Annotated in this window: 12 protein-coding genes and 1 pseudogene; 7 read left to right on the top strand and 6 right to left on the bottom strand. The window is 71.6% G+C overall.

The window, feature by feature from the left end:
- The first annotated feature begins 113 nt into the window (after nt 1–113).
- From HUT18_RS32460 to HUT18_RS32450, 3 genes are all read left to right on the top strand, one after another.
- Complete coding sequence (locus tag HUT18_RS32460) at nt 114–1,133, top strand: FecCD family ABC transporter permease (protein ID WP_368661579.1); 1,020 nt, start codon at nt 114–116, stop codon at nt 1,131–1,133.
- A gap of 1 nt (nt 1,134) precedes the next feature.
- The gene (locus HUT18_RS32455) at nt 1,135–1,908 is read left to right on the top strand and encodes an ABC transporter ATP-binding protein (RefSeq protein WP_176104072.1); all 774 of its coding nucleotides are present in this window, start codon (nt 1,135–1,137) and stop codon (nt 1,906–1,908) included.
- A gap of 96 nt (nt 1,909–2,004) precedes the next feature.
- The gene (locus HUT18_RS32450; RefSeq protein WP_176104071.1) at nt 2,005–3,021 is read left to right on the top strand and encodes an ABC transporter substrate-binding protein; all 1,017 of its coding nucleotides are present in this window, start codon (nt 2,005–2,007) and stop codon (nt 3,019–3,021) included.
- A gap of 90 nt (nt 3,022–3,111) precedes the next feature.
- Here HUT18_RS32450 and HUT18_RS32445 read toward each other — a convergent pair whose 3' ends face one another.
- The 6 genes from HUT18_RS32445 to HUT18_RS32420 all read right to left on the bottom strand — a co-directional run bounded on the left by HUT18_RS32445 (nt 3,112) and on the right by HUT18_RS32420 (nt 12,530).
- The gene (locus HUT18_RS32445; protein ID WP_176104937.1) at nt 3,112–4,794 is read right to left on the bottom strand and encodes a SpoIIE family protein phosphatase; all 1,683 of its coding nucleotides are present in this window, start codon (nt 4,792–4,794) and stop codon (nt 3,112–3,114) included.
- 216 nt (nt 4,795–5,010) lie between these two features.
- A complete protein-coding gene (locus HUT18_RS32440; protein ID WP_176104070.1) occupies nt 5,011–6,051 on the bottom strand; it encodes an ABC transporter substrate-binding protein in 1,041 nt (346 codons plus the stop codon).
- A 2-nt stretch (nt 6,052–6,053) separates the two neighbouring features.
- The gene (locus tag HUT18_RS32435) at nt 6,054–8,054 is read right to left on the bottom strand and encodes a proline/glycine betaine ABC transporter permease (protein ID WP_176104069.1); all 2,001 of its coding nucleotides are present in this window, start codon (nt 8,052–8,054) and stop codon (nt 6,054–6,056) included.
- Nucleotides 8,055–8,130: 76 nt separating this feature from the next.
- Nucleotides 8,131–9,282 (bottom strand): glycine betaine/L-proline ABC transporter ATP-binding protein, encoded by a 1,152-nt coding sequence (locus tag HUT18_RS32430; RefSeq protein WP_176104068.1) that lies wholly within the window; start codon nt 9,280–9,282, stop codon nt 8,131–8,133.
- Nucleotides 9,282–10,883 carry a GMC family oxidoreductase gene (locus HUT18_RS32425; RefSeq protein ID WP_176104067.1) on the bottom strand — a complete coding sequence of 534 codons (1,602 nt, stop codon included), beginning with the start codon at nt 10,881–10,883 and terminating at the stop codon, nt 9,282–9,284. The genes HUT18_RS32430 and HUT18_RS32425 overlap by 1 nt, the downstream gene beginning before the upstream one ends.
- Nucleotides 10,884–11,021: 138 nt before the next feature.
- A complete protein-coding gene (locus HUT18_RS32420) occupies nt 11,022–12,530 on the bottom strand; it encodes an aldehyde dehydrogenase family protein (RefSeq protein WP_176104066.1) in 1,509 nt (502 codons plus the stop codon).
- Nucleotides 12,531–12,902: 372 nt separating this feature from the next.
- Between HUT18_RS32420 and hemC the strand changes: the two genes are divergently transcribed.
- From hemC to HUT18_RS32400, 4 genes and pseudogenes are all read left to right on the top strand, one after another.
- Entirely contained in the window at nt 12,903–13,844 is a 942-nt protein-coding gene (hemC, locus tag HUT18_RS32415; protein ID WP_176104065.1) for a hydroxymethylbilane synthase, read from the top strand.
- A gap of 334 nt (nt 13,845–14,178) precedes the next feature.
- Nucleotides 14,179–15,600: pseudogene (locus HUT18_RS32410) on the top strand (S8 family peptidase); the annotation flags it as partial.
- Between the two features lie 331 nt (nt 15,601–15,931).
- Nucleotides 15,932–18,883, top strand: coding sequence for a LuxR family transcriptional regulator (locus HUT18_RS32405; RefSeq protein ID WP_176104063.1), 2,952 nt, complete (start codon nt 15,932–15,934; stop codon nt 18,881–18,883).
- Between the two features lie 280 nt (nt 18,884–19,163).
- Nucleotides 19,164–19,832, top strand: a complete 669-nt coding sequence (locus tag HUT18_RS32400) for an enoyl-CoA hydratase/isomerase family protein (protein WP_176104062.1) — start codon at nt 19,164–19,166, stop codon at nt 19,830–19,832.
- The last annotated feature ends 115 nt before the right edge of the window (nt 19,833–19,947 follow it).

Genomic DNA, 19,947 nt, shown 5'->3' with positions numbered 1-19,947 from the left:
CGGAGGCCTCACGCACCGCGGAAGCCGGTACCGCGGACGCCGCCAAGACAGCGGATCCACCCTCCGGCGCCCAACCGGAACCGAGAAAGCCTCTCGACTCCCCCATGGCGCTGGTGACGGCCTGCGCCGTGCTCCTCGTCGTCCTGCTGCTCTCGGTGGTCGTCGCCATCGGTCTGGGCTCGGCGGTGATCGGCCCCGCGGACACCGCCCGTTATCTCTGGGCGGCGCTCACCGGCGGGCACATCGACGCGGACGAGGTGACGACGTATCAGATCATCTGGCAGATCCGGGCGCCGCGTGTGGTGCTCGCCGCGCTGGTGGGGGCCGGGCTGAGCGCGGTCGGCGTCGCCATCCAGGCCATGGTGCGCAACGCGCTCGCCGACCCGTTCGTCCTCGGGGTCTCCTCGGGCGCGTCCGTGGGCGCGGTGGGAGTCACGGTCACCGGCTCCCTCGCGGCGCTCGGCGTCTACGCCGTCGCCACGGGCGCCTTCCTCGGCGCGGTCATCGCCGCCTTCCTGGTGTACGTCGCCTCGGTCACCCGGGGCGCGCTGTCCCCGTTGCGTCTGGTCCTGACCGGCGTGGCCATGTCGCTGGGCTTCCAGGCCGTGATGAGCGTGATCATCTACTTCGCCCCGGACAGCGAGGCGACCAGCATGGTCCTGTACTGGACGATGGGCAGCTTCGGCGCCGCGACCTGGGGTCAACTGCCGGTCGTGGCCGTGTCCGTACTGCTCGGCCTGGCCGTCCTGTACCGCTGCTCCCGGGCGCTGGACGTCATGGCCCTCGGGGACGAGACAGCCGCGAGCCTCGGCATCGACCCCGACCGGCACCGCAGGGCGCTGCTCGTACTCGTCTCCCTGATGACCGGTGTCATGGTCGCCGTCAGCGGCGCCATCAGCTTCGTCGGCCTTGTCATGCCGCACCTGGTGCGCATGGTCGTCGGGGCTACGCACGCCCGGGTACTCGCCGTGGCCCCGCTCGTCGGCGCCGTCTTCATGGTCTGGGTGGATCTGCTCTCCCGGATCCTGGTGGCGCCCCGCGAACTTCCGCTCGGCGTCATCACCGCGCTGGTGGGCGTGCCCGTGTTCATCGGCCTGATGCGCCGCAAAGGCTATGTGTTCGGGGGCCGTTGAGATGGATCTCAAGCTGGAAAACCTCTCCGTGGTCGCCGACGGCAAGAGCCTGGTGCACGACCTGTCGCTGGACGTCCCCGACGGCCAGGTGGTCGGACTCGTGGGCCCCAACGGCAGTGGCAAGTCCACCGCGCTGCGCTGTGTGTACCGGGCGCTGCGCCCCAGTGCGGGCACCGTCCGGGTGGGCGAGGACGACCTGTCCCGACTGCCGATACGCCGTAGCGCGCAGCTCGTCGCCGCGATGACCCAGGACGGCTCGGTGGACCTCGACTTCACGGTCGAGGAGGTCGTCGCCCTGGGGCGCGCCCCTCATCTGCGGGGCAACCAGGCGCTCGGTCGCCGCGAACGGGAGCTGTGCGCAGGGGCCATGGACCGGCTCGACATCACCCACCTGGCCCGCCGCGGCATCCTCACCCTCTCCGGCGGTGAGCGCCAACGGGTGCTCCTGGCCCGGGCGTTGGTGCAGGAACCGCGGATCCTGGTACTCGACGAACCGACCAATCATCTGGACATCCGCCACCAGGTCGAACTGCTCTCGCTGCTGCGCGGCGCGGGCCCCACGGTCCTGGTCGTCCTGCACGACCTCAACCTCGCGGCGGCCGCCTGCGACCGCCTCGGCGTGCTGTCCGGGGGGCGCCTGGTGACCACCGGCACCCCCGACGAGGTGCTGACCACCGAACTCGTCAACGAGATCTTCGGCGTCAAGGCCAGCATCGTCCCCCACCCGCTGTCGGGCGCCCCGCAGCTCCTCTACTCGCTCACCTCTTCCCTCTGAACTCTCCTCCGAACTCTGCTCAGAACTTCCCTCCGGCTCCCTCGCCCCTTTGCCGTGACTCGCTCACCGCTTCCCCGTGAAAGGCACCAACACCCCATGTCCAGAACCCGATTCCGCCGCTCTCCGCGCTCCTATGCCGCTGTCGGTACGGCCCTCGCGACGACGGTCCTGCTCGCCGGTTGCGGCGCCGAGGTCGACTCGGACGACAAGGCCTCCGACAAGGTCACCGTGCAGCGCTGCGGGGAGTCCGTGAAGTACAAGGTGCCGCAGCGCGCGGTCGCCTACGAGGGCGGCAGCGCGGACAAGCTGTTCAGCCTCGGTCTGACGAAGCACGTGCACGGCTATGTGATGCCGCCCGCCAACCCGCCGGTGAGCGAGTCGCCTTGGGCCTCGGAGTACGCCAAGGTCAAGATGCTCAGCGACGACCTCCTCAACAAGGAACTCGTCGTCCAGGCGAAGTCGGACTTCGTCGTGGCGGGCTGGAACTCCGGGTTCAGCGACCAGCGCGGCATCACCCCGAAGATCCTGGACAAGCTCGGCGTCCAGAGCTTCATGCACACCGAGAGCTGCTTCAACTACCCCGGTCACCCCCAGCGGATGACCCCGTTCAAGGCCCTGTACTCGGACCTGGAACGGCTCGGCAAGATCTTCCGCGTCGAGAAGAAGGCCACCGAGGTCGTGGCCGGTCTCAAGAAGCGTGTCTCGGCCGTCGAGGCGAAGTCCCCCAAGGGCGAGCGGGTCCCGGTGTTCCTGTACGACTCGGGCACCGATCAGCCGTTCACCGCGGGCAGCCAGGTACCGCCCAACGACATCATCAAGAGCGCGGGCGGCCGCAACATCTTCGACCAGCTCGACCAGCGCTGGACCCAGGTCGGGTGGGAGGCCGTCACCGAGGCCGAGCCCGAGGTCGTCGTCATCCTCGACTACGGCGACCAGCCCGCCCGCGAGAAGATCGCGTTCCTGAAGAAGTCCCCCAAGACCCGGGAACTGCCCGCCGTGAAGAAGAACAACTTCTTCGTCCTCAACTACAACGAGGGGATCAGCGGGCCGCGCAACATCGACGGTCTGGAGAAGTTCGGGAAGTACCTGCGGGAGTTGAAGTCGAAGGGATGACGTAGTGGGGGCGGGGCGGGCGTCGGCCGAGTCGGCTGTCCCGTCCCGCTCGCCCGGCGTTCGGGCGCCGTTCCACTCCCCGGCGGGGCCTTACGGCGCCACGTCCTGCTCCGCCCACACCACCTTCCCGCCCGGTGTCCGGCACGACCCCCACCGCCGGCACATCATATTGATCAACTGGAGCCCGCGTCCGCCCTCGTCGCTGACGTCGACGTGCTGGATCTGCGGCAGGTCGGGACCGGTGTCCGAGACCTCCACCACGAGGCGCTCGCCGCGCAGCAGGCGGAGCTGGCCGGGGCCGTTGCCGTAGCGGAGTGCGTTGCCGACCAGTTCGCTCACGACGAGTTCGGTGATCTCGCCGAACTCGGCCAGCCCCCAGTCGGCGAGCTGGCCGGTCACGTACTTGCGGGCGTTGGACGCGGCCACCCCCTCCTGCGGCAGCTCCCAGACGCGCAGGTCACGTCCCGGGGCGTCCGTGGCGACCAGAAGGACCGCCTCGTCGAAGCGGGAGTCGTCGCCGAGGGGGGAGGTGAGCAGGCCGCCCTCGTCCAGGCTCTGCGGGCTCAGTTCGGACGCCGCCCGGCGCAGGCGGTCGAGCTGGACGTCCACGTCGTCCGTCCTGGTCTTGATCAGCCCGTCGGTGTACAGAACGAGCCGGGCGCCCCGGGTCTCCTTCAGCGGCACGCAGTCGTACGGGATGACACCGGCGCCGAGCGGGGCTCCGACGGGGACGTCCACGAAGGAGGCGGCGCCGGTGTTGTCGACGAGCAGCGGCGGTGGGTGGCCCGCGCTGGCCAGGGTGTAGCTGGCGTCGGCGGGGTCGTAGACCGCGCACAGGCAGGTGGCGACCTGGTCGTCCTCCAGGTCGCGGGTGGCCAGGTCGAGGCGGGCGAGCACCCGGTCGGGGGCCATGTCGAGGGTCATCAGGGTGCGGGCGACGGCACGCAGGCGGCCCATGGTGGCCGCGGCGGGCAGACCGTGGCCCATGACGTCGCCGACCATCAGGGCGGTACGTCCGCCCGGCAGTTCCATCACGTCGTACCAGTCGCCGCCGACCCCGCGCGCGTCGACCGCGGGCGCGTAGTCGGCGTGGACCCTCAGGCCCGGGGTGTGCGGTGTGGCCCGGGGCAGCAGGCTGCGCTGGAGGGTCACGACGTGTTCGCGCTCGCGTCCGTACAGGCGGGCGTTGTCGATGAACACCGCTGCCCTGGAGGCGAGTTGCTCGGCCACGGCGCGGTCGGTCGCGGTGAAGGGCGGGCTGTCCCCGGCCCGGACGAACTCCATGGTGCCGAGCAGTACGCCCCGGGCGATCAGGGGCACACCCATGTAGCTGTGCACGCCGAGGCCGTACATGGTCTGGGCGCCCTTGTCGGTGTAGACGACGCGGTTGAAGTCCGGGCGTTTCATGTGGGTGAGCAGCGCGGTCCTGCGTTCCTTGAGGACGCGCGTGTTCATGAGGGTGCCCAGGGCCTCTTTGGGGATCTCGTTGATCTGGCCGACCGGGGTGGCGCGGAGCGCGCTGAGCGCGTCGGTGGCGGCGACCGCCATGGCGCGGGTGCGCGGTGCCTTCAGGCCCGGTGTGCGGTCGACCTCCTCGCCCTGGAGCACCGCCTCCAGGAGGTCGACCGTGGTGCCGTCGGCGAACCGGGGCACGGTGAACTGGGCGAGCTCCTGCGAGGTGCGGTAGAGGTCCAGCTGGGTGCCGATCCTGGTGCTGGCCTCGTTCAGCCAGGCGAGTCGGCCCAGGGTGGTGAACTGTTCGGACCGGCGCATCCGGCGTCCGTGCAGACGCCGTCGTACGGCGCCCGTGACGGCCCAGGGGGTCTGACCGACGAGACGTCTGATCAGCCCCCGCTCGCGGCCGTCGCCGTTCACAGCACTGGCCTCCCGGTCGCAGGTCGGAGCCTCACCCACCGAGTGTGCCCGTACCTGCGCTCCGCCGCCCGCCGGGACTGCTGAGCAATGCTCAACAGTCCCGGCGGGTGCCGCTCATTTCCGGGGCAGCCAGCGCTTCCACACCTGCGGGTTCCGCTCGGCCCAGCGCTCGGCGGCCTCGTCGGCCGACAGGCCCTCGGAGGCGATCATCTCGGACACCTCGTTCTGGTCCTCCTTGGTCCACTTGAAGGACTTCAGGAACCGCGCGGCGGGCTCACCGCTCTCGGCGAACTCGGTGTTGAGGAACTTCTGCAGTGGTGTGTGCGGATAGGCGCAGTCCACGGTCGTGGGGTCCTCGGCGCCCTTCTCCCCGCAGGCGTCGGTGTACTTCGGGAGCTCGACCTCGACCATCGGGACCTGGTTGAACAGCCACTGCGGCTCGTACCAGTAGGTGAGGAAGGGCTTCTTCTCCTTGGCGAACTGCTGGATCTGGGTGATCTGCGCCGCCTCGGAGCCCGCGAAGACGACCTCGTAGTCCAGGCCGAGGTTCTTCACCAGTGCCTTGTCGTTGGTGACGTAGGACGGCGAACCGTCCATGAGCTGGCCCTTGTCACCGCTCTCCGGCGTACGCAGCTGGTCGGCGAACTTGTTGAGGTTCTTCCAGTGGGTCACCTCGGGGTGCTTGTCGGCCCAGTACTTGGGCACGTACCAGCCGATGTGGCCGGTGACCCCGAGGTCACCGCCCGCCGTGATCGTCTTCTTGTCCTTGACGTAGCGGGCCTCCTGCTCGGGGTGCCCCCAGTCCTCCAGGATCGCGTCGACGCGGCCCTGGCTCAGGGCGTCCCAGGCGGGGATCTCGTCGACCTGGACGGTGTCGACGCGGTAGCCGAGCTTGTCCTCGAGGATGTGCTTGGCCACCGCGACGTTGGCCTGGGCACCCACCCAGGTCTGTACGGACAGGGTGACCGACTTGGTGCCCTCCGCGGCGGCGAAGGGCGAGGCCTGCTTGGTCATGTCGGCCTTGCCGCAGCCGGACAGGGCGAGCAGGGTGACGCCCGCGAGCAGCGGTGCGCCGAATTTCACCCGGTGCGCACGGACCTTCGTGCGGGCTGTCGTGCGGGCTTTCGCGAGCGTTTTCACGCGGGTACGGGACATGGTCAGGCTCCCTTCCCCGTGCGGCGTTCGGTGGGCTGGGTGACCCGGTCGAGCATCAGGCCGAGGCAGACGATGGCGATCCCCGCGACCAGGCCGAGGGCCAGGTCTCCGGTGGCCAGGCCGGTGACGACGTCGTAGCCGAGCGCTCCGCCGCCGACCAGGCCGCCGATGACGACCACGGCGAGGACCAGGACCACGCCCTGGTTGACGGCGAGCAGCAGGGCGGGCCGGGCCAGCGGCAGCTGGACCTGGCGCAGCGTCTGCCAGCGGGTCGCGCCGAGTGAGCGGGCGGCTTCCACCGCGGCCGGGTCGACCTGGCGCAGCCCCTGGGCGGTGATGCGGATGACGGCGGGCAGCGCGTAGACCACGGCCGCGGCGACGGCCGGGGCGCGGCCGACCGCGAACAGGGCGACCACCGGGATCAGGTACACGAACTGGGGCATCGTCTGCATGACGTCGAGCACCGGCCGAAGGAGCGCCTCCAGCCGTCTGCTCCCGGCGGTGAGGACGCCGATGCCGACGCCGATCACCAGGGTGAGAGCGAGTGCGGCGATCACCTGGGAGAGCGTGTTCATGGAGGGCTTCCACACGCCGAGGACACCGATCACGGCCATCGCGAGGACGGCGGTCAGGGCGGTGTGCCAGGTGCCGATGAGCCAGGCGAGTGCGGCGACGACGAAGAGGGTGCCGTACCAGGGCAGGCCGGTCAGGCCGTCGCGCAGCGGGTTGAGCACCCAGTCGGTGAAGTGGGCCGACCAGTCGGCGGTGCCGCCGACGACGGGGACGCCGGAGTAGAGGTGGTCGACCATCCACTCCTTGACGTCGTTGACGGGTTGCGCGAAGGGCACGGTCCAGTCGGTGGGCCACACCGGGTCGCCGGACAGGCGTCCGAGGGCGGCGAGGGCGGCCGTGAGGAGCGCGAGGGCGGGCCAGGCCCACCGACCGCGCAGCGCGCGGGCGCCGGTGGCGGGCGCGCCCGCGCCGAGCCGTCGGCCCACGGCGGCCGTGGTGCGGTCCATGACCACGGCGAGCATCACGATCGGGACGGCGGCGGCCAGGGCTCCGCCGACGTCGACCGAGGCCAGGGCCTGGTAGACGCGGTCGCCGAGTCCAGCCGCGCCGATCATGGAGGCGATGACGGCCATCGACAGCGCCATCATGATCGTCTGGTTGACGCCGAGCAGGAGTTCCCTGCGTGCCAGCGGGAGCCGGGCGGTCAGCAGCAGCTGGGTGCGGGTCGCGCCGAGCGAGGCGGCGGCCTCCATGGCGCCGCGGTCGGCGCGGCGCAGCCCGAGCGCGGTCAGCCGTGCCATCGGCGGCGCCGCGTAGACCACGGTGGCGAGCAGCGCGGCGGGCACGCCGATACCGAAGACCATCACCACCGGCAGCAGATACGCGAAGGCGGGCAGCGCCTGCATGGTGTCGAGTACGGGCCGCAGCAGCCGGAACACCCGGTCCGAGAGTCCGGCGCCGAGACCCAGTACACCGCCGGTCACGACCGAGGCGAACACCGCGACGATCATGAGCGCGAGGGTCTGCATGGTCGGCACCCACATGCCGAGCAGGCCGCTGGCCAGGAAGAAGACCAGCGTGGTCGCGGCGGTCCGCAGCCCCGCCAGACGCCAGACGAGCAGGGTGGCTCCGGCAGTGACGCCGGTCCAGCCGAGCGCGAGGAGCAGCAGGTACAGGGCGCGTGCCGAGAGCACCACGGCGTTGCTCAGATGGCCGAGGAAGTACGTGAAGAGCGGGTGCCGGTCGCGGTTGTCGATGATCCAGTCGCTGGTGTCGCCGAGCGGCCCGGAGACGTCGACGGTCAGTCCCTCGGGCCAGGCCGCGCCGGACCAGGTGGCCCGGGCCAGCGGCAGCAGTACGGCGGCGGCGAGGACGAGCAGCAGGAGCTTGACCGGACCGCGCCGGTGCAGCAGGGCCCGTACGCGGTCACCGGCGGACGTGCCCGAGGGGCCGGGTGCGGGCGGCGCCGAGGCGGGGGCGGCGGTACTCATCGGCGGCCCCCGCGTTTCGGGGCGGCCGCCGGGGTGCCGGCCGGGAGGGGGCGGATGACGCCGCGGATACGGGTGATCATCGGGCCGTCACCTCGTCCTGGTCGTGGCCGCCGAGTCCCGCGACCACGTTGAGCAGGCAGACGTGGTCGACGACGCCCAGGCAGCGGCCCTGTTCGACCACGCGGACGGTGCCGCCGGAGCGTACGACGGCCTCGACGGCCTCGTGCACCAGGGCGTCCGGGCCGAGCGCCGGCCCCTCGTCCGCCTCGCCGTCGCGCGCCGGACGCATCGCCCGGCGCACGGTGAGCACCTGCTCGCGCGGCACGTCACGGACGAAGTCGCGTACGTAGTCGTCGGCGGGCGAACCCACGATCTCCTCGGGGGTGCCGAGCTGGACGATACGGCCGTCGCGCATCAGGGCGATCCGGTCACCGATCCGCAGGGCCTCGGACAGGTCGTGCGTGATGAAGACCATCGTCCGGCCCTCCTCGCGGTGCAGGCGGACGATCTCCTCCTGCATGTCGCGCCGGATGAGCGGGTCGAGGGCGCTGAACGGCTCGTCGAACAGCAGGACTTCGGGGTCGACGGCGAGCGCGCGGGCGAGCCCCACACGCTGCTGCTGACCGCCGGACAACTGCCCGGGCCGCCGCTTCTCCAGACCGGCGAGGCCGACCTTCGCCACCATCGCGGCTGCCCGCTCGCGGCGTTCGGCCCGGCCCACGCCCTGGATCTCCAGGCCGTACGCGACGTTGTCCAGGACGGTGCGGTGCGGCAGCAGGCCGAAGTGCTGGAAGACCATAGCGGCGCGGTGGCGGCGCAGTTCGCGCAGGGCGCCGCTGTCCATGGCGCGGACGTCCTCGCCGTCCATCTCCAGGGCGCCGCCGGTGGGCTCGATCAGCCGGGTCAGACACCGTACGAGGGTGGACTTTCCGGAGCCGGACAGGCCCATGACGACGAAGGCCTCGCCCTTGCGGACGTCGAAGGAGACGTCGCGGACCGCGGCGGTGCAGCTGGTGCGCTCGCGCAGTTCCTCCGCGGACAGGTCACTCAGCGAGGCGTCGCCGGGTATGCGCTCGGCCTTGGGGCCGAAGACCTTCCAGAGGTTGCGTACGGAGAAGACGGGTCTGCCGTCGTCCACCGCGGTCACGTTGGTCCCTGGCACCTTGTCGGTGGGCACCTTGTCGGCGGGTGTGCTGTCGGCCGCGTCGGCGGCAAGGTCGCGGGCCATCAGGCCTCGCCTCCCTCGGTAGCTGTCTCCCGGATCAGATCGGCGCACTTCTCCCCCACCATCAGGACGCCGAGCATCGGGTTGACCGCGGGCATCGTCGGGAACACGGAGGCGTCGGCGATCCGGATTCCGGCCAGGCCGCGGATCCTCAACTCGGGGTCGACGACCGCGAGTGCGTCGTTCTTCGCACCCATCCGGCAGGTACCGGCGGGGTGGTAGACGGTGTGCGCGGCCTTGCGCAGGAGCTCGCCGATCTCCGCGTCGTCGGTGACCTCGGGGCCGGGGAACACCTCCCGCTTCAGCCACTTGGCGAAGGGCTCGGTACCGGCGATCCGGCGGGCCAGCTTCACCCCGTCCACGAGGGTCTGTCCGTCGTAGTCCTCGGCCGCATCGCCGTTCTCGTCGAGGGCGAAGTAGCGGAAGTCCAGGGCGGGTTTGACCTCCGGGTCGGCAGAGGTCAGGTAAAGGCGGCCGCGGGAACGGGACTTGGGGATGTTCGGGGTCATCGACACACCGTGCTCGGGCCGTTCGTAGCCCAGGCGCTCGGGATTGTCGGTGAAGGGGATCTGGTAGAAGTGGAACATCAGGTCGGGGCCCTTGTGCTCCGGGTCCCGCTTCACGAACAGGCCCGCGTCGGAGTCCATCGCGGAGTTCTCCGGGATCGGTCCGTTCGTCTCCCAGACGATGACCGACTCGGGGTGGTCGAGCAGGTTCTCGCCGACGCCCGGCAGGTCGAGTACGCAGTCGATGCCCAGCGCTTCCAGGTCCGCCTTCGGGCCGATGCCCGAGTGCAGCAGCAGCCGCGGCGTGTCCACGGCCCCGGCGCAGACCACCACCTCGCGCTCCGCCCGTACGAGGACCTCCTCGCCGTCCTTCGTGCGTACGCGCACACCCTCCGCGCGCCCGTCCGAGAGCTCCAGGCGGTGGGCCCAGGTCTCCAGCATCAGCGTGAGGCCCGGGCGGTCGCCCGCCTCCAGGTGCGGGTGGAGGTAGGCGACGGAGGCGGAGGAACGTTTGTTGTTCTCGGGGTGGTAGGCGAGGTCGAAGAAGCCGACGCCCTCCTCGAAGGGCCGGTCGTTGAAGCCGACGACCTCGGGCACTCCGAGCGCGGCCTTGGTGGCCTCGATCCAGTCCGTGGCGATCCGGTTCTGGTCCTTCTTCGCCACCCGCACGATGTTGTTGCGCAGCTTGCCGAAGTACGGGTCCATCCGCCGCGCGCCCCAGCCGGTGGCGCCCGCGGCCTCCCACTCGTCCCAGTCGGAGGGCAGCGGCTTGAAGGAGATCAGCGTGTTGTGCGAGGAGCAGCCGCCGAGCACCTTGGCGCGGCTGTGCAGGATGTGCGAGTTGCCGCGCGGCTGCTCGGTCGTCGTGTACTCGTAGTCCAGTTCGCCGCCGAGCAGGCCGAGCCAGCGGCGCAGGGTGAGCACGTCGTCGCGGTCGACGTCGCTGGGGCCGCCTTCGATGACGACCACGCTGACCTCGGGGTCCTCGGTCAGTCGGGAGGCAAGCACGCAGCCTGCGGTGCCGCCGCCGACGATGACGTAGTCGGCCCGGACCGTGCGCTCCGGCCGTGGCGCGGCCTTGGGGGAAGAGGGGGGCATGGGGGTGGGTGCTCCTTGGGGAGTGGGCGCGACCGGTGCCGGTGGGCGGTGCGGTCGGGCCCTGCGGGGGTGGGAGGACGAGCACGGCCGTCGGTGGTACGGGCAGAGGCGGCCGTAAGTGGCAGGGGGTGGGCCGGGTCAGCCGGAGAACCACCTCACGGGCTGCGGCCGGAGGTTCTCGTAGACGTGCTTGGTCTCGCGGTACTCGTCCAGGCCGGTGGGTCCGAGCTCACGGCCGATGCCGGACTTTCCGAAGCCGCCCCACTCCGCCTGCGGGAGGTAGGGGTGGTAGTCGTTGATCCACACGGTGCCGTGCCGCAGCCGGGCGGCGACCCGGCGGGCGCGGGCTGAGTCCGCGGACCAGACGGCCCCGGCGAGCCCGTACTCGGTGTCGTTGGCCAGCGCGACGGCCTCGTCCTCGGTGCCGAAGGTCTCCACCGTCAGGATCGGCCCGAAGGTCTCCTCACGGACCACCTTCATCTCGCGGTGGCACTCGTCGAGCACGGTCGGCGCGTAGAAGTAGCCGGTGGCGGGCCTCAGTTCGGAAGGCTTCGGGCGGGAGCCACCGCAGCGCAGCCGGGCGCCCTCGGCGATCGCGGAGTCCACGTACGCCTCCACCTTCTCCAACTGCTGCTGCGAGACCAGGGGTCCGCACTCCACGCCCTCCGCGGTCCCCCGTCCGAGCTTGATCCGCTCGGCGCGGCGGGCGAGTTCGGCGACGAAGCGTTCGCGCACCGAGGCCTCGATGATCAGACGGGCACCGGCCGAGCAGACCTGACCGCTGTGGACGAAGGCGGCGTTCAGCGCCTGGTCGACGGCCGTGTCGAAGCCCTCGGGCGTGGCGCAGGCGTCCGCGAAGACGACGTTCGGGTTCTTCCCACCGAGCTCCAGCGCGATCTTCTTCGCTCCGGCGACGGCCGCGGCCCCGGCCTTGGTGCCGCTGAGCAGGCCGCCGGTGAAGGAGAAGAGATCCACGTCGGGGTGCTCGGCCAGGCGCTGCCCCACCGGCACCCCCGCGCCGGTGACGAGGTTCGCGACTCCGGCGGGGAGACCGGCCTCCGCGAGCAGCCGGACCAGGTGCACGGTGGACAGCGGGGTGACCTCGCTGGGCTTGACCACAAAGGTGTTGCCGGCCGCCAGGGCGGGCGCGATCTTCCAACTGGCCTGCAGCAGCGGGTAGTTCCAGGGCGTGATCATCGCGCAGACGCCCACCGGCTCGTGGACCACGACGCTGTGCACGTCCGCGCTACCCGCGTCGACCACCCGCCCGCCACTCTCGTTCCTCACCAGATCGGCGAAGTACCGGAAGGCGTTCGTCACGTCGTCGACGTCGATCCGCCCCTCCTCCAGCGTCTTGCCGGTGTCCCGGCTCTCGACTAGGGCGATCTCCTCGCGGTCGCGCTGCAACAGCTCCGCGACCCGCCGCAGCAGAGCCGCACGCTGCGTGACGGGCGTACGGGGCCAGGCGCCCGCGCCACCGTCGAACGCGCGCCGCGCCGCGGCCACGGCGGCGTCGACGTCCTCGGCCCCCGCCTCGGACACCACCCGCAGCACCGTCGCGTCGGCGGGATCGAGGACCTCCCTCGTCGCGCCGGACACGGCGGGGACCCAAACACCGTCTATGTGAATGGTCTCGATTGGCGACACGTCACTCTGCCTTCCGGTTACTCATTTGTTGCCACTGGTTCAACCAGCGACAGGACCCCCTCCCCCGAAGCTCCCGACTCATGCCGAAACATGTGCGCAAAGTGGCGCTCCTCACTCACCATTCACTCACCGCTTGGATTTATGTCCGAAATGACCGTCATGTCGCTCATCTTGGGAGGGGTGGGACAGGGTGGGTTTCGGCCAACCACAGCAGGATCAGCGGGCCGGACCGGCCGCCTCGGCCGTGACCGGGGTCACCCGGTCCGCACACCGCCGACCCGCACCACCCGTCCCCTCGTCAACTCACGAGTGACAGACCCCCGCTGACCGCCGGGCGCGGTGTCCACCGGCCCTGCCGGGACGCACTATCGTGTGCGCATGTCCGCCGCCGAGCTGATCCGCATCGTGTCCCGTGACTCTCCCATGGCCCTGGCCCAGGTGGAACGTGTGCGTGCCGAGCTGGCCGCCAAGTACCCGGGTATCGAGACCACTGTCGTGCCGGTCAAGACGACCGGGGACAAGTGGATGGGTGATCTCTCCCAGGTCGACGGAAAGGGCGCCTTCACCAAGGAGGTCGACGCCGCGCTGCTCGCCGGTGAGGCCGATCTCGCGGTGCACTGCGTCAAGGACATTCCCGCCGACCGGCCGCTGCCCGCGGGGACGACCTTCGCCGCGTTCCTGGAGCGGGACGACATCCGCGACGCTCTGATCCACCCCGAGGGACTCACCCTGGAGCAGCTCCCGGCCGGGACCCGGATCGGCACCTCCTCGGTACGGCGGATCGCCCAGCTCGCCGCCCTGTACCCGCATCTGCGGTGCGTCCCGATGCGCGGCAACGCCAACCGCCGCCTGGAGAAGCTCGCGGCGGGCGAGGCCGACGCGCTGCTGCTCGCCGTGTCCGGGCTCGAACGCATCGACCGCATGGACGTCGTCAGCGAGATCCTCCCGACGGACGTGATGTGCCCGCCCATCGGCGCGGGGATCCTCGCCCTGCAGTGCCGTGAGGGCGACACCGCGCTCATCGACACCATCAGCTCCCTCGGCGACCCCGACGCCCATCGTGAGGCCACCGCGGAGCGGATGTTCCTGCACGTGTTGCAGGGCCACTGCAACAGCCCCATCGCCGGGTACGCGAAGGCCGAGCGCAGCGGCGAACTCTCCCTGCGCGGCTGCGTGTTCACCCCGGACGGCAAGCGGGTCCTGAACGCACACGAGTGGGCCGGGCCCCTCGACCCGGCGACCCTGGGCACCTCGGTAGCCGTGGCGCTGCTGCGCCAGGGAGCGCGGGAACTGATCGACTCGATCGGGCACTGAGAGGCAGCCCCGCCCCGTAGTCCAAGTACGCGCCCCGGCACGAGACTTCCCCGGTGCCGGGGCCGACGTATGTTCGCGCCCCGCCCCGACCGCCACCGCGGCGTCCCCGTACACCCCCGTGCTACCCCCCTCAACAGGCAGCGCTCCACACCGCTTTGACGTGCGAGCTTTCCCGCCTTCACCGATTTTCGGACGAGAAACAAGGGTTTTCCCCGTCCCGGAGTGCTGCCCCTTTTGCCTACTGTCCCCGGTCAGTGGTCTCCACCACCGGTGTGGTGCGGACGTGTACGTGTCCGCCCGCCCGACCCCCCACCACGACCCGTAAAGGGACCAAATGAAGACCAGAAGACGGCTGATATCCGTGGCCGTGGCAAGTGCCGCCCTGCTCGGCGGTACCGCTCTGTACTCCACGGCCACCGCGAACCCGGCCGAGAGCGGCGACCGTGAGCAGGTCGCCGCCGAGTCCGCGGACGTCGCCCCCACCGGCGCCCGCCTGATCGTGGGCTACAAGTCCAAGGCCGCGGAGGCGCGGTCCAACAAGGCCGCCGCGGTGGCCGGTTCGGACGTCGGCGCGAAGAGCAACCGTCCCGGTTTCGAGCGGCGCCTGGGCACCGGTGCCGTGCTTTACGACCTCGGCGCGAAGACCTCCAAGGCGCAACTGGACGCCGCGCTCGAGGAGTTCCGCGCCAACCCGGACGTCGCCTACGCGGAGCTGGACAGCCGCGCCTACGCGACCGCCGGGCCGGACGACACCGAGTACCAGCGTCAGTGGGACCTCTTCGAGGACACGGCCGGTATGAAGGTCGAGCCGGTGTGGAGCAAGTACACCGGCAAGGACGTGACCGTCGCGGTCATCGACACGGGTTACGTCAAGCACTCCGACCTCGACGGCAACATCGTCAAGGGCTACGACTTCATCTCCGACGCCGAGGCTGCGCGGGACCAGGACGGCCGCGACGACGACGCGTCGGACGAGGGCGACTGGTACGAGGACGGCGAGTGCCAGGAGGAGAAGGGCTCCGGGTCGTCCTGGCACGGCACCCATGTCGCGGGCACCATCGCCGCGTCGACCAACAACGGCAAGGGCATCGCGGGCATCGCGTACAACGCCAAGGTGCAGCCGGTGCGGGTGCTCGGCAAGTGCGGCGGCGCGACCTCCGACATCGTCGACGCGATCACCTGGGCCTCCGGCGGCAAGGTCGCGGGCGTCCCCGCCAACCCGACCCCGGCCAAGGTCATCAACATGAGCCTGGGCGGCGCCGGTTCCTGCTCCCAGTCGTACCAGCGCGCCATCGACGGCGCCGTGAAGCGCGGCACCACCGTGGTGGTCTCGGCGGGCAACTCCGACAAGGACTCCTCGCAGTTCACCCCGGCCAGCTGCGGCAACGTCATCAACGTCGCCGCGAGCAGCCGCGAGGGCAACAAGGCGTTCTACTCGAACTTCGGCGAGTCGGTGGACATCGCGGCGCCGGGCGGCGAGACCCGTCGGGAGACCGACACCCCGGGCACCGTCACCACGCCGGAGAACGGCATCTGGTCCACGCTGAACGACGGCAAGTCCACGCCGGGCGCCGAGATCTACAAGCCGTACCAGGGTACGAGCATGGCCGCCCCGCACATCGCCGGTCTCGCGGCGCTCCTCAAGGAGGCCAAGCCCGACCTGACTCCGGCTCAGGTCGAGCAGGCCATCAAGGACTCGGCGCGGGCACTTCCCGGCAAGTGCGACGAGGGCTGCGGCGCCGGGCTCGCCGACGCGGAGGCCGCTCTCAACGGGAAGCCGGCCGCGCGCCGTTGACCCGAGCACGCGCTGCCGACCCAAGCACGCGCCGCTGACCCTGGCTGCTCCGCGGGCACCCTTCCCGTGGAGCATCGGGACGCGGCACCCGCCCCGATGCTGTAACCGCATCGACGGTGAGCTGCAACACGACGGCGCAGGTCGTCACGTAGTTTCGGCCGAGGCCGGTACGGCAAGCGCCGCACCGGCCTCGGCGAGGTCACGGGGCCGACACGGCCTGCCTCACGTTGCCGCGCCGTGCCGGAACGACCTCTGCACCACCGGTGACACCGCCGGCACGGAAGGCGGCACCATGACGACGTCGGCGAGAGCCCGGGGCGGTCCGTCCGCTCCGCTCGGGGCGGGAGAGGCCACCGGAAGAGAGGCACTTCTGCACCGGCTCGACGCCGTCCTCGCGGACGAGGGCTGGGTGAACCTGACCGGGGCCGAGGGCGTCGGCAAGTCGACCTTGAGTGCGGAGCTGGTCCGGCGCACCCGTGCCCGTGGCGAGCGGGCCCTGGTCACCGCGCTCAGCCCCGCCGACCGCCAACTCCCTTGCGCCGCCGCCTCCTTGCTGCTGAACGAAGTGCCCGAGGACCGGCTCGCCGCACTGCCCGAACCTCGGCGGCGGGCGCTGGCGATGGCCCGTCGAGAGGTGCCGGTGCCGGACGCGGGCTGGGACTGTGTGGCGCTGCGACTGGCCGTACAGACCCTGGCGGCGGAGGAGACCCGGCACGGTCCGCTGCTGATCGTCGTCGACAACGCGCACTGGCTGGACGACGAGAGCGCGGCCCTGTTGCGCCACGTCCACCTCTCCCAACAGGCGTCCCGCGCCCTGCCCGACCGGGCTGTACGCGTTCTGTTGGTCCGGCGGTCTCCGGGGGCAGACCCGCTCGGCCGACCCGAACCGGCCGGTGCCGGCCCGCTCGACCCGCCCGGACCAGCCCGTTCAGAGCCGCTCGGCCCGCCCGAACCGGCAGGCGGCAACCGCGCGCCAGACCACTGCGACCTGGTCACCCCGGCGGGTCCGTGCGGGCCGGAGGCGGTGGAGGTTCCGCCGCTGGGTGTCGACGAACTCGCCGGGCTGCTGGAGGCGGAGGGACTGCCTGCCCGGCTGCTCGGCCGGGTGTACCGGGCCAGCGGTGGCAACCCCCGCCTTGCGCTCGCCGCCGCCCACGCGTACGCGTACTGCCCCACCACGCACGACGGCGACGAGCCGCCGCATCTCGCGGCCGAGGCCTGCCGCCCTGCGTGGCGGATGCTGCGCCGCCTGCCCGCTGCCGTACGCGCCACCCTGCTGCGGGCGGCACTCGCGCACGGGTCGACCCTCGGGACGCTGCGGCGGGCGGGACGGCCGGACGCGGACGCGGAGGTCTCCCTCGCCCGCACGGCCGGACTGGTCGAGGTGCGGAAGAACGGCGCGGTGGTCTTCCGGGCGGGCCTGTTCGCGCGGGCACTCGTCGACCATGCGGACCGGCGTGAACTCACCGACGCGCACCGGAAGTTGGCCGCCGCCGTCGACGATCCGCTGGAGTCGCTGCGGCACCGCGCCCTGGTGACCGACGAACGCTGCGAGTCCTTCGCGGGCGAGCTGGTCCGGGCCGTATCGGCGGCCCGCTCCCGGGGCGACGGCGCACTGGCCGCCGAACTCGGTCTGCTCGCCGCCGACTTGACTCCCGCCACGCTGCCGGGTCGGCGCGTGGCCCGGCTGGCGGAAGCGGCCGTGGACGCCTCCGAGGCGGGTCACGCGGACCTCGCACGCCGCGCGGCGCGGGCCGTGCTCGCCTTGGACGCGACGCCCACGGATCGTGTACGGGCCCGCCTGGCCCTGCTCGACACCGCCGAGGAGGAGCGCGCCGATCCGACCGAGGCGTATGCGCACGCCGTGGCCGACGCCGAGGGCGTACCGCGGCTCGAAGCGCTCGTCGCGCTGCGCCGGGCCCGTAGACATTTGCTCTGCGACGGCGAGCCGCGCAGGTCCGCGACCGCCGCGCTGGCCGCCTGCCGGGCGGCCCAGGCGAGCGGCGACACCACGCTGCTCGCGGTCGCCAGGGCCGCGCGGGCCAGTGCGGGACGCGTCCTCGGCAACCGGTACGAGCAGTCGCAACTGCTCGCGGCGCTCGCCGCGACCCGTGCGGGGACGCCGGCCCGGGTCGCCAACTGGCCCCAGCTGGTGGCCGCTTGGCACGATCTGCGCGACGACCGGATCCAGCACGCGCGCGAGGGGCTGCTCGCCCTGTTGCCGGTACTGCGACGTTTCGGCTCGGCCGCGGCGACCTGCGAGACACTGCGCGCCCTGGCCGAACTGGAGGCGCGGGCCGGGCGCTGCTCGGTCGCCCTGGCGCACGCCGACGCCGCCGCGGCCCTGGTCCTGCGTACGGATCTGACGCCCGGGCCCACCTGGTACGCGGCGGCCCTCGCCCAGAGCGCCGGGGGCAGCTTCGCCCGCGCCGCCCGGTACGCGGGGCACGGCGCCCGGCTGTGCGAGCAGCAGGGCGACAAGGTGTTCCTGTCACGGAATCTGTGCGCCCTCGGCCGGACGGAACTGTTCACCGGGCAGGTGACGGCCGCCGTGCACACCCTCGGCCGCGTACGACTGCTCGAGGAGGCCCAGGGTGTGGCCGACCCGTCCCGGCTGCTCTGGCACGCGGACCTGGCCGAAGCCCTCACCGCGAACGATGCCCCGGCCAAGGCCCGTCAGGTGCTGGCCGAGCTGCGCGCGCTCACCCCGCCGGGACCGAACTCCGTACGCGCCGGGCACGACCGGTCGCTGGCCCTGTGCCTGACGGCGGAAGGCGAACCGGCTGCCGCGGCCGAGCAACTGCGGCAGGTGGCAGGCGACTTCGAGGCGCTCGGACTTCCCCTGGAGCAGGGCCGTACCCTCCTCGCGCTGACCCGGGTGGAACGCCGCCGAAGACGTCGCTCGGCGGCGGAGGAAACCCTGCGCCAGGCCGCCGAGTTGTTCCGGCGCAACGGCGCCCGGCCCTGGCTCGATCTGTGCCATGCCCTGTCCCAGACCCCGCGCCCCGCCGACGCGGCCACGACCGAGCGCGGCGGACCCATCGGGCTGACCCCGGCCGAGCTGCGCCTGGCCCGGCTGGTGAGCGAGGGCGCCAGCAATCAGGAAGCGGCCACCCGCCTGTTCATCAGCGTCAAGACCGTCGAGTCCCGGCTGACCCGTATCTACCAGAAGCTGGATCTGCGCTCCCGCGCCCAGCTCGCCAAAGCGCTCCACGAACAGGCGGTCACCCGGTCCGGGCGCTGATCGCCGGGGGCCGAGCGGTCGCCTCCCGGTCCCCGCCGAGCCCTTCGGATCCGGGTTCGTTCCCCCTCTCGCACCGTCCCTCTCCGCCACGCCTCCACCTCGGCGTTCTCGCTCCAACAGGCCCTGGCAGGAAGGAAGTTCGGTCGTGTGACGGAACCCACGGAGGTGGTACCGGCGGAGGCTCCCGTTCCGCGGGAGATCGGTCGCCGGGCGCGGAAGGATGAGCGCGGCACCCACACCGGCCGCCGGGCCGGAGAGCGAATATCAAGGAGCACAAACCATGCCGAAGCTCGAACGAGACGGCGAAGTTTTCATCCTGCACCTCGAGCCCGACGACGAGAACCGCTTCCACCCGGACTTCCTCGACGAGGTGACGGCGGTCTACGACGAGATCGAGGCGGAGTCGGGACCGCGCGCGCTCGTCACGGTGGGCAGCGGCAAGTTCTGGAGCAACGGGCTCGACCTGGAGTGGGTGGGTGCCCACGGCGACCAGACCAATGCGTACCTGGAGCGTGTGCAGGCCATGCTCGCCCGCACGCTCGCCTCTCCGGTGGTCACGGTCGCGGCGGTCAACGGGCACGCCTTCGCCGCCGGTGCGATGTGGTCGCTCGCCCACGACTTCCGGGTGATGCGCGCGGACCGCGGCTACTTCTGTCTGCCCGAGGTCGACATGGGTCTTGCCTTCATCCCCGGGATGAACGACCTGCTCCTGGCGCGGCTGGCTCCGCACATCGCGCACGAGGCGATGACCACCGGCCGCCGCTACGGCGGCGAACAGGCCCTGGCCGCCCACATCGTCGACGCGGTCGCCGCCGAGGACGAGGTGCTCGCGAAGGCCGTCGAGCTGGCCCGCCCGCTCGCCGTCAAGGCGACGGACACCCGGGCCCGGATCAAGGAGACGATGTACACGACCGCGCTCGCCTCGCTGCGCGCGACGGTCCAGTACTGACGCAGCCGCAGACGCGCACGCACATGTAGGCGGGCTCCTGGGCGCCGGTCGCCCGGGAGCCCGTCGCCTTGGTCCCCTTGGTCGATCCGCCCTGCCCTCCGGCGGTCTACCCGCC

Source organism: Streptomyces sp. NA04227 (assembly GCF_013364195.1).
Taxonomy (GTDB): Bacteria; Actinomycetota; Actinomycetes; order Streptomycetales; family Streptomycetaceae; genus Streptomyces.
The sequence above is the reverse complement of the archived record's forward strand: the minus strand, read 5'-3'. Positions and strand labels throughout refer to the sequence as shown.